The following is a 15,603-nucleotide window of genomic DNA, read 5'->3' as shown; positions in this document are numbered from 1 at the left end:
GAGAAATGTATCGTGTACATGTCGGTGAGCCGTACATCACTTTGTGACTTAAAATAAAAAGATAGTGACATAACATTTGTTACATCACTACCTTTTATGAGTCATCAACCTTATTTGACATAGAGCCATTTTATAATAAAAGAGCAAACCGAATTTGGCTTGCTCTTTTACATTATGATTCTTTTGCATTTTTTGCTTCTTGTGGTACTTCTATTTTATTTACATTGTTGATACCTTTAAGATCAGCGTGTATCGTGATTTTAACAGATATTTTTTGTGCAGTAGTATCTTCTGTCACCATAGAAAGTATCATATCCATTTTTTCGATATAGAACGATTTTTTATCCACTTCATAAGTTACTTCTCCACTTTCAAATGTCGCACCAGCTTGTTTAAAATTCTCTATCGCTTCTGCTGATGTTGGTATACTATTGATTAAGTTATCAAAGTCTTCTTTATCTTTTAGTTGAAGGGTTAAAACATAATTATCCATCGTTTCTTTTACTTCAAACTTCTCTTTTATACCCGCCGGAATTGTATTGGTTCTTTGAGCACTTTTTTTCATTTCTTCAAACTCATCCATAGTGCCTTCTTTTTTAACCCACGTTCCAGAAACATTCGTGTATAGCGTATTATCTACATAATAAACTTGGCCATTTACGATTTGATTGACTCCACCCATATCTAGTTTCATAGCAGGTGGGTTTTCAATAACATCTAAATTTAAATGTGTTTTGATAGTCGGCAAAGTCATTTCACTTTGTTTTATATCAATAGACATATCCATTCCCATTGACATACTTTTTATTTCTTTAGCCGCTGCTTCTTGTTTTTCAATCACTTCAATTGCTGTCATAGGTTTTGGTGGTTGCTGATTACAAGCACCCAATAACATAAGTGTACCTACAAGCATTATCCTTTTTTTCATGGTAAACCTCCATTTACGTTTTACATGAGTATCATACGCTTATTTTTCATATAATTCAATTATATACTTCTTTTAGACTCTTCAATTCATTCTTTATATCACTAAATTGTAGACTCTTTCCAATGAATGACACAGTCTAAAACTTGTTGCTTTTCTTCTTGATATTTACCTTCTATTTGATCAATTAAAATTTTTGTTGCTTGCTGACCTTCCTCAAAAGCTGGCTGAACAATCGTCGTTACACGTGGAGATGATAAATCTGTCCATTCCGTATTATCAAATCCAATCAGTCCGATTCGAGATGTATCATAATCTAACTCTTTCATCACAGTAAATACGAGCGGTAAAGCCCAACAATTCGGTACAAATACAAGTGTACGTCTCTCTCTTGCAAAAATTTCTTTTAAAAATTCACGAATGTTTTCTGAAACCGTTTGCTTATCTTCAATAATCAGTATATCATGTCCAATATTGACATCGTTTAACGCATCAATAAATCCTGTTGCACGTTCAATACGTGTGCTAATACGACTAGTATCGGCAGTAATAATCACAAAATTTTCGTAACCTTTCGTTATACATGATTGAATTGCATCATAGACAGCATCATAATTATTTGTCTTTACCCAACTTGTTCTATGCTCATATAATTGACTATCAAAGAATACCATTTTTTTCTTTTTCTCTTCAATAATACGTAAATATTTTCTAAATGTAGAAGTCGGCTGAATAATAAATCCATCCACACCTAATAAAAGCATGCTTTCTATATAGCTATCTTCGTTTTCTTGATTATAATCACTATTGCCGATGATGACTTGGTACCCATTTTGACTTGCAATATCCTCAATACCTTTTACTATTTGATTTGAAAAACTATTTGTAATATCGCCAATCAATACGCCAATTAGCTTCGTCGTTTTTGAATTTAAACTCTGTGCCACAATACTGGGTTTATAATTCGTTTCTTGAATAACTTGCTCAATTTTCTCCCTAGTTTCTTGTGACATTTTCCCATATTTACCATTTAAATAGAAAGAGACTGTTGTTTTTGACGTTTGTGCCATTTCTGCAATATCTTTAATGGTAAGTTTTTTCATCAAAACATTTCCTCCTCTAAAAACACTTCATATTATAACATATTTATCCTATAAAAATAGCTAAATAGCGTGATTTTAATGAGAAAAATGTTACGTATAATGCCATATTCACGACTTTTTACTCCTTATTATTTCAGACGATGTAATTTATTTGTTTTTTTATCATAAATACTACACTTTCCTTTTACTTTCACATCATCAACAACGATTAATTTTTCTCCCTTATAAATTTCTTCAACAACTAAAATAAGAAGAAGATGCTTATTGTTGTCTTTTATTTCAAATGCAAGTCCGTTTTCTAATAAAGTACCGTCACTTTGATAAACGTCTTTTTTCCTAATAGATACCGTATCTTTAGCAAATAAAGTATAATCAATTATCTGATTTGTAAATGGTTGGTGCTTCACTAATTTTTTCGTATCCACAATAGTATTATATTGTTTAGATATAATCGCAGGTTCTACTGTAAAAGGTACCTTACTCATAATATTTAATGTATTCACAGTGTTATGTTGAAAAACAGCTGTATCATCTAAAATAAACTGTGTGCTCAATCCATGCTCCCCTTCACAAATCACCTCATCAATCACAAACCACGCACTATTACCTATACCAACAATATGTCGCTTATGTACACATAAATGATGATGACGATGAGAAAGATATGCTCCCTCTATGTAATGATACGCCTCTTCATGACGATAATCGCAATACAAAGTTTGAGGATAGTCATCATATTCCCAAGAACCTACAACATTATCTGGAGATATACCATCAACTAAACAAGTTGAGTGACTATATGCACTTTTTAAGTCATATCGTCTTTCCTCTTCTTTATATGTGTATCGACCAGAATCAACAAAAATTGGACAATTATCTACATATAAACAAAAACTATTTTGATCACTATGAGAATGTGCACTTCCTATTGGACCATTTTTAAAGAAAAGATAACTATCTTGTTCTTTAATACAAACATGTCCCGAGTTTTTATAAAAAGCAGACTCTCTTGTATTTTCTACATTGTTTTCTTTTAATATTTTAAACAAGTCAATTCCTTTTTTACCAAATAACATTACACCATATATTTCTAAATGTGCATGATTATCTAATAATTGCGAATCTTCTAACAGAATAGCACTAGCATTTAATAAATCTGCTGTATCATGCTCATCGCTATCCCCAAAAGCTACTGTTTTCCCACTTGATGTCGTCATCATACGAATATAATGAGCCATTTTAGATAATATAGCAGCAATACTCTCTTTCATTTCTGGAACTAAAACAACTAACTCAAATATCGCTTTATATACTTCCACATGATATAAAATAGACTGCTCAAATTGTGTACCGTCTTCTAAAACTTGTGTGCATAATTGTTTTTCTAACTCTTTTATTGCAAATAAATACGCATCATCAATCTCTAGCTTATCTGCTAAAAAATGATAACAAGCAATGATAGCAGTCGTTTGCAAAACACCCCAGTTACTTAATGTATACTTTTCACGATAGTATGTCATTAAAAAGTCAATTTGTTTTTGTAGCGATTGACACAAAATCGTTAATTCACGCTCATCTAACAGTTTCCACTCTGTTAAAAACAAAATAATTTTTAACCAAGAAAAACAACGAATACCCGTATCAAGTGTCCTCGTTGTTACACTGTTTGGGAAGAAGTCGGTCACATGATTTATCCAGTGGAAAATATACCATTTTAATTTCTCAATATAAAGAGGATTTTCCTCAACTAAATATCCAACAAGAAAATCTAATAAATACTCGTGTCGATTTAACATATACGCCCATTCTGGATCATCATGATATACAGTCGTCCAATCCATATTTATTAGCTGATGCTCAACTAGACAAGGTTCCATATCCCACGTTCTATCAAAAATAAAACGATTATCTAATAATCTATCTATTCTTCTTTTAACTTGCTTATATTCATCTGCACAAACTGTTTGAATATATGTTCGACAATACTCTTTATCAAATGTTGCAAAATATTTTTTTATTTCTACTTCCATGACTTCTCCTATAACAAAAATAGAAACTGAATAGTTATTCAGTTTCATTTTTACACTAGACAATTTATCGTGTTAGTCACATGACTAACACGATAAAACGACATTTTTATGATAAAATATGTAACCAGCTTCCGATAATACCGATAATAACTGTTAAAATAACAAGTTTATAAGTTGTCCATTTTTTCTTTTTGATTAAATAGTAAACTAAAACCGTAAATAGAGCTGGTAATAATGCTGGTGCCACTTTATCCAACATACCTTGAATACTTACAATACTTTGATTTGCTTGTTTATTCACTTCACCAGCAGCAAATGTTATTGGTACCATAATTTTAACAGACGTTGCAACTAATCCAGAAATAACTGTTACACCAATGATATTAGCAATTTTTGAAATAGTTCCCATTTGTTCACTTAATTTATCAATAATTTTTGTTCCTAATTTATAACCATATAAACCAGTTGATAATTTAATTGTTGTTAAAATAAGGTTCATTGCCACGAAGAAAACAATTGGTCCAAGAATCAATCCATCTGTTGCAAAAGATGCAGCAATTGTTGAAAATAGAGGAGCTAAACAGAATTGAGATAAAGAATCTCCAATACCTGCTAAAGGCCCCATTAGCGCCATTTTAATATTACGTGTTTCTTCAACTGGTCTATTTTTTTCTAACATAACTAAATGTAAACTTGTTACAAATGGTAAGAAATGAGGGTTAGTATTATAAAATTCACAGTTTTCTTCAAGAGCTTTGTATAAACCGTCTTGATCGTCACCATAATATTTTTTCAAAGCAGGATATAAAACATTCGCATAACCTAAACCTTGATAATTGCTGTAATTAAATCCGTTTTGACAGTAAAATGCTCTTAAAGATGTTTTTACATAATCTTTTTTCTCTAATTTATTATATCCAGTCATCTTTTTCTTCCTCCTTCACAACCACTTTTTCTGGGTGATGATAAAACTCAATTAAAGCAAAAATTGTTCCGACGATTGCAATACCGATTGTTGGAATTTTTAAGTATGCAGCACATACATATCCTAATAAAACAAATGGAATCAATTCTTTTTTAGCCATAACTGATAAAATCATTGCAAACCCAATAGCAGGAAGCATTTTACCTGCAACTGTTAATCCTGATAATAAAACAGGTGGAATATAATCAACTAAATGTAACAATGTATCCATTGATAATGCACCAACGCAACCTAATGAGAAACCGATAAGAGCAAATAACCAAACCGTTGCATTGATTGTCCATCTAAATGCTTTAATATTACGATTTTTTAAATGTTTCATTGCTGTTTCTGGTGCACCCGCACGAATTGTATAAGCGAAAGTTTGTAAAAATTGAATTGCCACAGCGATTGGTGTTGATAAAGCAAGCGCTGCTTCTGGTGTTACTTTACCGGCACTTGTAATGGCCATCAATGTACCAAATACACCAGGACCGATTGGATTAGGTGGTACTGTACCTCCGGCACCGACACCAAATCCCATATATGCTAATTCACCAATAGCTCCCATTGCAAGAGCAGTTGGAACATCTCCTAAAATAATACCTACACCAAATGATAAAATAATACATCTATTTGTATAGATTCCAAGAAGCATCCCACTAAAACAAAATGCTGTCCATAAACCGATTAAAACGGCTTGAAATATACTGATTGTCATAAGACTTCCCTTCCTTTGCTTCTTAAATATAGTTTAAAATATCTACAACGGCTGCTCCGTCATTTCCACTAGGTGTTGTTTGCGTATTAAATTTGACATGATATTTTTGACTTAATTCTTTAATCGCTTCTTTGTCTTTTGCACCTAAGAAAATAGAACGTGTTACTTGCTCTTTTCCGTTTGCGTTATGAATATTTCCGATATTCGCTTCTGTAATTGGTACACCTCCTTGTACTAAAGTAAGTAAATCTTCCAAACTTTTTACAACAATAAAAATTGTTTGGGCAGGATTTGCTTTGTGTATTACATCAATCACTTTTTGAAGTGAGAAAAAACGCATCGCTACAGATTCCGGAATAACCGTTTTCATCAATGTTTGTTGTATTTTATCTTCACTTGTTTCATCATTTGCTACAATCACTGTATTACATCCTAGTGATTTTACCCATAATTGACCTTGTCCATGAATTAAACGTTCATCTACTCTAGTCATTACAATATTTGGTGCCATATTCTTTTCCTCCTACCAATAGACATCCCAGTCTTTATAAAAACGCATCAGTGCTTCTAAATAATAGTAATCTCCCCAGATGTTTCCTTCATCAACACCTTTCCCAGAATGCCAAGAATAAACACCATGAAGCAATGTTGCTCCTCCAGAAGAAATGTCTTTATTTGCATAATTCTCAATTAACGAACGTAACATCGCATGCATTGCATATTTGTAATATTGTTTATCACTATCTACTTCAGGTAAATACTTCAACATTTCATGTATACCACAAACACTAATTGCTGTTGCTGAAGAATCTCTTGCATGTCCGCTACCATCTGAAAAAATCAAGTCCCAATAAGATACAAAATCTTGCGGCAAACGATTTAAGAAGTAGTTTGTAACGCTCTTAAATGTATCGAAACATTGCTCATCTTTTAAGAAACGATACGTTAACGGAATGCCGTAAACTCCCCAAGACTGACCTCTCGCCCAACAAGAATCATCACTATATCCTTGTCGTGTAACACCTTTTAATGGTATATGCGTTTCTGGATCAAAATAAAATGTATGGAATGATGAGGCATCATCTCTAATAACATGATTAACAGAAGTATAAAAATGATTTTTTGCAATATCGTAATAACGTTCATTCCCTGTTTCTTCATAAGCAAAAAATAGTAGTTGAATATTTAATAAACAGTCAATAATTAAACGATAATGCTCTTTTTTACCAAGTTCACCCCACGCTTGTATAAAGCCGTCTTTTTCTTGATAACGTTCAATCAGTTTATCAGCTGCTTTTAATGATGCTTCTTTTGCTTGTAAATCTCCGGTTAATTTATATTCACTCATACACGACGGTGTATATAGGAAACCTAAATCATGATGGTCTAATTCAATCTGTTGATTAACACGATTTAAAAACGATAGCATATTTTTATGTGCAACATCATAAAACACATTATTTTTATTATATTCATAAGCCAACCATAATTGGCCTGTCCAAAAACCATTTGTCCATTCTGTATTATCCATAATAGGATAGCAATTATCTTTTGTAGCAGGTGTTGGAAAATCTTCCTTGAAATATTCTATGTTTATAAGTAGCTGTTCTACAACATGGTCTATTGCTTTTTTTATTTCTTCTTTTGTTAAAAGATCTACACTTAAAAATCTACTAGGATTTTGAAGTGGTTCCAGTGTCATTTTTTTTATCATTACCATTTCCTCTTTTAGATCCCATCTTCAATTTCTGTATCATCTGATGTGTTAAATAATGTTTTCGCATCGACAATACCTGTATGTGCTGCTAAAAGAACTTTAGAAACAATCTCATCAAAAGTACCCTCTGTACGCGCAAAAACAGCTTCCATAATCATCGCTAAATTCAATCCTGTTAAAACATTTATTGTTTTTTCTGGATATTCACACATTATTTGTGAAGCGACATTAAATGGTGTTCCTCCTAATAAATCACAAAGAACTAAAACATCATCTGCCCCTTCAATCGCATTTTTTAATGCTACTTTGACATCTTCACTGGACATACCTTCTACAAAATCAATAGTTGCAACGTTTTCTTGTACCCCTGCAATCAAATGTAATGAACTTAAAATACCAGTTGCATAGTGTCCATGCCCTGTCATTATAATTTTTACCATTGGATCTCCTTTCTATTTTTTAGTTTACCGGTTTACTTATATAGGTTATTTTAGTGGATTGATTTACTATTGTCAATACTTTTTAATAAAAAAAGTTAGCGATTACATTTTTTATAACAAAATTATTCTTTCAATATTATATCCATTTCATATAAAAACTAAATAAAATAATTAAAAAATCTTTTATATACAACTCCATTACATGATAAACGCTCTATCACATTGACAAAACCGGTTTACCTATCTATAATAAACTTACCATAAAAAATTGATGAAAGGAAGATAATGATATGACTTGTAATACATTTTCTATACAACAATTTTCATTAGAAGGAAAAATCGCTCTTATTACAGGAGCTTCGTACGGTATTGGATTCGCCATTGCAAAAGCCTACGCACAAGCAGGAGCAACCATTGTGTTTAACGATATTACGCAAGAACTTGTGGACAAAGGTACTGCTGCTTATAAAGAAGAAGGCATTACTGCACATGGATATATTTGTGATGTAACAGATGAAGACGGAGTATCTCACATGATACAAAAAATTGAACAAGAAGTAGGCATTATTGATATTTTGGTAAATAACGCCGGTATTATCAGACGTATACCAATGTGTGATATGAGTGCTGAAGAATTTCGTAAAGTAATTGACATTGACTTAAACGCACCATTTATTTTGGCTAAAAATGTTATCCCTTCTATGATTAAAAAAGGACATGGAAAAATTATTAACATTTGCTCAATGATGAGTGAGTTAGGTCGTGAAACAGTTAGTGCTTATGCTGCTGCAAAAGGTGGTTTAAAAATGTTGACAAAAAATATTGCATCTGAGTATGGTCATGCAAATATTCAATGTAATGGTATCGGACCTGGTTACATTGCCACTCCACAAACAGCACCATTAAGAGAGCGCCAAGCTGATGGTTCTCGTCATCCATTTGATCAATTTATTATCGCTAAAACACCTGCTGCACGTTGGGGAGAAACACAAGATTTAATGGGACCTGCTGTTTTTCTAGCTAGTGATGCAAGTAATTTTGTCAATGGTCACATTTTATACGTTGACGGTGGGATTTTAGCCTATATCGGAAAACAGCCAGAATAAAATACGAAAGGAAAGAAAACATGAAAGTAGCTTTAATCAATGAAAATAGTCAAGCAAGTAAAAACAGCATTATTTACGATGCGTTAAAAGAAACAACCACAAAACACGGATATGAGCTTTATAATTATGGTATGTACGGAAAAGAAGGAGAAAGTCAATTAACATACGTTCAAAACGGTCTATTAGCAGCTATTTTATTAAATAGTAAAGCAGCAGATTTCGTTGTAACAGGCTGCGGAACAGGTGTAGGTGCTATGTTAGCTTTAAACAGTTTCCCTGGTGTTGTGTGTGGATTTGCTTCTGAACCAACAGACGCATACTTATTCTCACAAATCAATGGAGGAAACGCTCTATCTATTCCTTATGCAAAAGGCTTTGGTTGGGGAGCTGAATTAAATCTTAAATTGATGTTTGAACGTTTATTCGCAGAAACATCAGGCGGTGGTTATCCTAAAGAACGTGCTATTCCTGAACAACGCAATGCACGTATTTTAAATGAATTAAAAGAAATCACACATACTGACTTATTAACTATTCTAAAAACAATCGATCAAGAATTTTTAAAAGAAACAATTTCTGGAGAAAAATTCCAAGAATATTTCTTTGCAAATTGCCAAGATAAAGCAATTGCTGATTATTTAAAAACAATTCTTGAAAAATAAAGAGGTCTTTTCTATGACAAAAGTTCTATTTTTTGGTGAACCTCTCATTCGAATTACACCAATAGATTATCAAAGTGTATCAAATGGTACTCTTTCTACTTTATATTATGGTGGCTCAGAAATTAACGTGGCATGCAATCTACAATCTCTAGGTCTTCCTACTAAAGTATTAACTGCACTTCCTAAACATGATTTAGGAAATCGCTTTTTAGATTTTTTAAAAACACGTTCCATTGACACAAGTGCCATTTGCTATATTGGCGATCGCATCGGTACATATTACACAGAAACAGGATTTGGATGTAGACAAACTGAAGTCTTTTATGATCGTAAACATACAAGTATTTGCGACATCAAACCAGATATACTGGATATAGACACTCTTCTTCAAGATGTGTCCCACTTCCATTTTAGTGGTATTACCATTGCTCTTGGCGAAAACGTTCGAACAACGCTTTTATTCATTTTAAAAGAAGCAAAAAAAAGAGGTATTACCATATCTATTGATTTAAATTTACGTACAAAACTTATTAGTATATTAGACGCTAAAAAAATATTCTCTACTTTTGCAAAATACGCCGACTATTGTTTTGGTATTGAACCACTAATGATGAATGAAAAAGATTTAACAATGTTCGATAGAGAAAATGCTAGTATCGCACAGTTACAAGATCGTATGCAACAATTAAAAGAGATTTACCAGTTCAAAACAATTTTTCATACACAACGTTCCACTGACGAAAACGGACAACATATCTACAAAGCCTACGCATTGGGCGATACATTTGTAGAATCTACACCGATGAAAACAACTATTTTAGACCGTATCGGAAGCGGAGATGCTTTTGTTTCAGGTGCTATTTATAAACTTGTGACGGAATCTAATCTAGTAGATACTTTAAATTTTGGTGCTGCCAGTGCAAGTTTAAAATGTACCATTTATGGAGATAACATGACTAAATCCGTTTCAGATATTGAAAAAATTTTAGCAACACACAAAGATATTATACGTTAGGGGAAATATTATGAGCAAATCTGATACAGTTATTCAATTAAAACAACAAAAACTTGTTGCTGTTATTCGTGGAGAAAACTCAGCTGAAGGTATAAATGCTTCTAACGCATGCATTAAAGGTGGTATTAAAGCCATTGAAGTGGCTTATACAAACCCTGAAGCAAGTGATATTATCAAAGTATTAAATCAAACATACAAACATGACACAGACGTTATCATTGGTGCAGGTACAGTATTAGATGCAACCACTGCACGATTAGCCATTTTATCCGGTGCTCGTTACATCGTATCCCCATCATTTCATCAAGAAACAGCTTTAATGTGTCATTTATATAATGTTTTATATATTCCTGGATGCTTTACACTAACAGAAATTACAACAGCACTTGAAAGCGGCTGTGAAATCATTAAATTATTCCCCGGAAATGCCATTTCACCATCCTATGTTTCTGCTATTAAAGCTCCAATTCCACAAGTATCAATTATGGTTACTGGTGGTGTTAATTTGCAAAACGCTACTGATTGGCTGAACGCAGGTGTAGATGCTATTGGTATAGGTGGAGAATTTAATAAACTGGCTGCAAAACAAGATTTTGAAGCAATCACAGCATTAGCACAAGATTATCGTCATCTTGTATAATATAACAATATAAATCTATAAAAAAGAAAGTCACACAACTTTTCACAGTGAAAAGTTGTGTGACTTTTTTACTTGCAACGATTTAATGCCATAATTTAACAAAAAATCGTTTTACATCCATACATCATTATCTACTTGTATGTCTTTTTTCTTCATCTTCGACACATGAGGACTACCAGCAACATAAAAACACAGAAATTTATCACGCCATTCATCTTGACAAGTGATACCTATTCTCGCACGTGCTTGAATACGTTTTGGTGTAGCACCATATTTTACGGTTAAAGAATATTTGTCGAGTAATTTCCCATTAAAATCTCTCGTAATGTGTGCATATCTTGTCAGTTTTCCTGGACCATTAGCAATAATCCCCTCTGATACTTCAATAGCACGAATGAGAACAGCTTCTGCAATATTTTCTTTTTTTGTCACTAGGTTTAGCATATCGTATTGATGTATATGATACACATACCAATGTCCATAAGGTAAATACATTGCTTCATTTTTGGGTGTACGTCTGCCATTAAAACTATGACACGCACTGTCTATGGTGCCTAAATAGGCTTCTGTTTCAACGATTCTTCCAAGTTTTCTACCATTTAAAAACAAATCCATACCTAATAAGGCTTTAGCTGTTTCAATTGTATCTGTTTTCATAAGATGAGAAAAATATGTGTCAAACATGAAAAATTTCCTTTACCATTTATTCGCTTTTTCTTTTATTATATGCGAATATTGCCATTCCTCCAAATAAAGCACCTACATATGTAAAGATATGCGTTTCTTGTGTACCTGTATATGGCAATGATTTTGATACGCCTGCATCTACAGCTAAAACAAAATGACTAAAATGATTTGTTTCAAAAACAAGTTTACCATTCTCAACTTTTGCTTCTATTTTTTCTAATTGACCATTAGATAATACATGATATAACACAGGATTTTTTTCGTTTTTGTATAATTCAATAGCCACAATACGATTATCTTTAATCTCTACTTTTTGTCCATTTTTTGTTAAGTAAATATCATAAACCATTGCATGTTTTGGTTTTAGTTTTTCTGCAATAACAGGATTCGCTACTTTTTCAACATGAAGCATATCAGCATCTACGCGATCTTTAAACACAACGCTAAATAAACGATTATCTGCATGTTTTTCTAAAACGTATGGTACACCTAGTGATACATATTTTCTAGTTTGTGTCGTTATTGGTAAAGTCACAGATGTCGTTGTCGTCATATCAGGTGTTGGTTTTGACTCTTCTGGTTTTTCCGTATCTGTTTCTAATACTTTAAACACATTTTCTTTTTTATCTGTTTCTTGTTTTTCTGGATTTAAATAAGAAACAGCATAATCTGAATCTTCTTTTTTAATGGTATAAATACCACGTTTTAATACTTGGAATTTTCCATCAATCGTAGATGGTTCATCATCGTACTTAATAATTCCCCATACATTTTGTGTTGGATCATACACAACTTGTAAAGTGTCATCATTTTGTAAAACACTATTTTTCATTGCATCTACAAGTTTTTTAAATGTGTCACGATCTACATTTGGAACAATCATGTACGCATATTCATCATTATCTTTGACATGTTTTTGATACATTGTGATAAATGTATTTTCTTTTTCTTCATCTGATTGCGCATCATTGATATCTTTCCATTTTCCTTTACGTAACGCTTGAAACATCATCAAGTCTGCTTTTTTGAAGAAGACATAGCCAATATTACGATTTGTATCACTTGATTCTAAAAAGACGGTTTCTGTTTCTTTATATTCTTTTTCATCATCAGTCAAAGCTTGTTCTTTATCGTTCACATACACTTTGTATGGTACTTTAGCATCCACTTTTCTTTGTTCGATAGTCGTAATAACTTCATCAGTTGATTGATTTTTAATTTGGCTACCCAAAGCAACTATCTTATCTTTTAACATGAACCATCCTTTATGAACTTGTAGTGCATTATTCCAATTTGTAAAGTCCATAGCAGACGTACCATTTTGTTCGTCTAATTTACTTGTACCAACAAAAGCCGATGGCAATACTACTTGACCTGAATCATTGTCACGAGCTGTTGTTAACTCTGTTGTTCCCGGTAATCTATACGGATTGACTGTTGCCCAATAGTCATTACTATAATGGCTTAAATCATTGTTATATAAATACAACATTCCATCTCCTGAATACCACCCTTTACGATTCTCTTTGTTCATACCCTCATAATTTTTCGTACGACTTGAGAACATAGACAAACCTAAACCAAAATCTTTATCCGCATTATACATCGCTACTTTGTCCATTGCGTTAAAAGCATGTAGAGCATTATCTGGTTTAACAGTTGGAACATCTGCACGATTTAATAAAGTATTCATCAAAGAGATATCACGATATGTTTTCAAATTCTGGAATACATCATAAAACGTATCTGATACAACAAATGATTTAATCGTTGTTTCTAAACGTTTACGTGTCGGTTCATCAGACATATTCGCAATACGTTGAATACCTCTTAATACTTCTACTGCAGCAGCATGATCGTTGCTTTTCTCACGACTAATAGAGCGTCCTCTACTCAAATCCATTAACTCGCCATGCACAATAAGTGGCACAAATGAACGATCAATCCATTGATACATCGTTGTCATTTTATCTGTTGGTAATGGTGACTTCGTTTTTTGAATAATTGGCAATAATTGTGATAATCCATCAATCAACACACTTCCATATGCTCCTGTATAAGCAACATTGGTATGATCAATGTAAGAACCATCTGGATAAAAGCCTTCGCCACTTGTTACAATTCTGAATACTTTTTCTATTGATTTACTCGTACTGCTAATTTCAGCATCATCTTTTCTTAACAGACCTGCAATAATTTTTACACGACCCATATCAACAAGATTTCCACCCAAAGCTTCAAACGGATTATTTGTTGTTTTTCTAAAATAATTAGAATCTGGAACAAATTTTTCAATCACATCTGTATAATGTCTTATTTCCTCATCACTAAAATAGTCATTCATCAATGAAAGAGTATTATTGATAGCTCTTGGTGTCCCAATTTCATAGTCCCACCAGTTGCCGACAATACTTTTTGACTCATTATAAACATGTTTATCTAGCCAATCTAAAGATTCTTTGACAATACGAACTAGATGCCCATCTTGATAATATTTAGAATGTGGATTCGTAATTTGTTTTGCCATTTCTTCAAGTTTACGATAAGTCGCCGTTAAATTAGCTGATTTTGTATAATCACCGTGTTTTGCCCATAAAAACGTACGATTCGGTTCTGTCGACAAATCAGCAATGCTTTTTTCAACGTTTTTTTCCAACTCATCATTTAGCGCTTTCATTTGTTCGTTACTTGGATCATAAAATTGATTTCCTGCAATAATATCATTCCATTCTTGTAATCGTTTCGTATAATCATCTTCTACACTAGGTGAAACGGTTACAGGAATTGTTTTTAAAAGAGTATTGTCTTGATACACTTTAATATTTGCAATTCCTTCTTGTTTTGGTATCAATAATCCATTTGTAACATCTACAACTGACGCATTATCTGTTACATAACGATAATCTTTTACATTAAATAAATATTTTTTATTTAATGGTACTGATACTTTTTCTTCTAATGTTGCTGGTGTATCTACTACTTTTTCTGGTACAACTTCTTTAAACGCAAGATTTGAGAATAAAACTTCTCCGGTACCTGGTTCATAAAATAATTCTACTTTAGCTTTATCAACATTTGCCGGTGGCATAAAATCAACTGTCACATCTTTCCAATCTGTTGTACCTGATGTGTTTTCAGAAACAGTAAGTACCTTGCTATCACCTGTGCCTGCTTGAATACGCGCTCTAGCAACACCTGTTTTATTTGTCGTTTTCACTTTAAAACTTAATTGATATTTTTTAGTTGGATCAATAGATACTTCTTGATAAACAGCAACACGAAACTCATCTGTACTTGAAATTTTTAAATTATTATTTTCAACCCCGATTGTATACGTTGCATTTTTATATTTACTATCTACCCAAACATTCCAATCTTTTGCACCTGTTCCTCCTGTCCACATATTATTTGAGATAGTTTCTGAAAAATCACCATTTTTCAATAAATTATCTTGTGTTACTGGTGCCGCTTGCAATGTTTCTACACCCTCTACTTGTGTTGTGTGATAAGCTAACACAGCACAAAGAGTCATAGACGCTGAAAAAACATATATTGCTTTTTTTAACGTTTGACGTGTTATCATATAAAGACTC

General features: G+C 32.6%; 14 protein-coding genes. 4 read left to right on the top strand and 10 right to left on the bottom strand.

What is annotated here, in order from left to right:
• Positions 1 to 172: 172 nt before the first annotated feature.
• From GMA11_RS07335 to GMA11_RS07300, 8 genes are all read right to left on the bottom strand, one after another.
• Positions 173 to 928 carry a DUF6612 family protein gene (locus GMA11_RS07335; protein WP_163546517.1) on the bottom strand — a complete coding sequence of 252 codons (756 nt, stop codon included), beginning with the start codon at positions 926 to 928 and terminating at the stop codon, positions 173 to 175.
• A 101-nt stretch (positions 929 to 1,029) separates the two neighbouring features.
• Positions 1,030 to 2,031, bottom strand: a complete 1,002-nt coding sequence (locus GMA11_RS07330) for a LacI family DNA-binding transcriptional regulator (RefSeq protein ID WP_163546516.1) — start codon at positions 2,029 to 2,031, stop codon at positions 1,030 to 1,032.
• Positions 2,032 to 2,156: 125 nt separating this feature from the next.
• Positions 2,157 to 4,058, bottom strand: coding sequence for an alginate lyase family protein (locus tag GMA11_RS07325; protein ID WP_163546515.1), 1,902 nt, complete (start codon positions 4,056 to 4,058; stop codon positions 2,157 to 2,159).
• A gap of 106 nt (positions 4,059 to 4,164) precedes the next feature.
• A complete protein-coding gene (locus GMA11_RS07320; protein ID WP_163546514.1) occupies positions 4,165 to 4,983 on the bottom strand; it encodes a PTS system mannose/fructose/sorbose family transporter subunit IID in 819 nt (272 codons plus the stop codon).
• Positions 4,970 to 5,743, bottom strand: a complete 774-nt coding sequence (locus GMA11_RS07315; RefSeq protein ID WP_163546513.1) for a PTS mannose/fructose/sorbose/N-acetylgalactosamine transporter subunit IIC — start codon at positions 5,741 to 5,743, stop codon at positions 4,970 to 4,972. Before GMA11_RS07315 ends, GMA11_RS07320 begins: the two co-directional genes overlap by 14 nt.
• A gap of 22 nt (positions 5,744 to 5,765) precedes the next feature.
• Positions 5,766 to 6,254, bottom strand: a complete 489-nt coding sequence (locus tag GMA11_RS07310; RefSeq protein ID WP_163546512.1) for a PTS sugar transporter subunit IIB — start codon at positions 6,252 to 6,254, stop codon at positions 5,766 to 5,768.
• A 12-nt stretch (positions 6,255 to 6,266) separates the two neighbouring features.
• Positions 6,267 to 7,457 (bottom strand): glycoside hydrolase family 88 protein, encoded by a 1,191-nt coding sequence (locus tag GMA11_RS07305; protein ID WP_163546511.1) that lies wholly within the window; start codon positions 7,455 to 7,457, stop codon positions 6,267 to 6,269.
• A gap of 14 nt (positions 7,458 to 7,471) precedes the next feature.
• The gene (locus GMA11_RS07300) at positions 7,472 to 7,900 is read right to left on the bottom strand and encodes a PTS sugar transporter subunit IIA (protein ID WP_163546510.1); all 429 of its coding nucleotides are present in this window, start codon (positions 7,898 to 7,900) and stop codon (positions 7,472 to 7,474) included.
• A 290-nt stretch (positions 7,901 to 8,190) separates the two neighbouring features.
• On the opposite strand from GMA11_RS07300, the gene GMA11_RS07295 reads away from it, so the two are divergent.
• Genes GMA11_RS07295 through GMA11_RS07280 form a run of 4 tightly spaced genes read left to right on the top strand, consistent with a single transcriptional unit; the run spans position 8,191 to position 11,323 of the window.
• A complete protein-coding gene (locus GMA11_RS07295; RefSeq protein ID WP_163546509.1) occupies positions 8,191 to 9,006 on the top strand; it encodes a gluconate 5-dehydrogenase in 816 nt (271 codons plus the stop codon).
• A 20-nt stretch (positions 9,007 to 9,026) separates the two neighbouring features.
• A complete protein-coding gene (locus GMA11_RS07290; protein WP_163546508.1) occupies positions 9,027 to 9,668 on the top strand; it encodes an RpiB/LacA/LacB family sugar-phosphate isomerase in 642 nt (213 codons plus the stop codon).
• Between the two features lie 13 nt (positions 9,669 to 9,681).
• Positions 9,682 to 10,683, top strand: a complete 1,002-nt coding sequence (locus tag GMA11_RS07285; RefSeq protein ID WP_163546507.1) for a sugar kinase — start codon at positions 9,682 to 9,684, stop codon at positions 10,681 to 10,683.
• A gap of 10 nt (positions 10,684 to 10,693) precedes the next feature.
• On the top strand, positions 10,694 to 11,323 hold the full coding sequence (locus GMA11_RS07280) for a bifunctional 4-hydroxy-2-oxoglutarate aldolase/2-dehydro-3-deoxy-phosphogluconate aldolase (protein ID WP_163546506.1): 630 nt from the start codon (positions 10,694 to 10,696) through the stop codon (positions 11,321 to 11,323).
• A 111-nt stretch (positions 11,324 to 11,434) separates the two neighbouring features.
• On the opposite strand, the gene GMA11_RS07275 is transcribed toward GMA11_RS07280, so the two are convergent.
• Both GMA11_RS07275 and GMA11_RS07270 read right to left on the bottom strand, forming a co-directional pair.
• Complete coding sequence (locus GMA11_RS07275) at positions 11,435 to 12,007, bottom strand: DNA-3-methyladenine glycosylase (RefSeq protein ID WP_240332488.1); 573 nt, start codon at positions 12,005 to 12,007, stop codon at positions 11,435 to 11,437.
• Between the two features lie 19 nt (positions 12,008 to 12,026).
• A complete protein-coding gene (locus tag GMA11_RS07270) occupies positions 12,027 to 15,593 on the bottom strand; it encodes a polysaccharide lyase family 8 super-sandwich domain-containing protein (protein ID WP_163546504.1) in 3,567 nt (1,188 codons plus the stop codon).
• Positions 15,594 to 15,603 lie beyond the last annotated feature (10 nt).

This window comes from Granulicatella sp. zg-ZJ (genome assembly GCF_010892355.1).
Lineage (GTDB): Bacteria > Bacillota > Bacilli > Lactobacillales > Aerococcaceae > WM01.
Note: the sequence above shows the minus strand (reverse complement) of the source record. Positions and strands in the feature narration are given on the sequence as shown.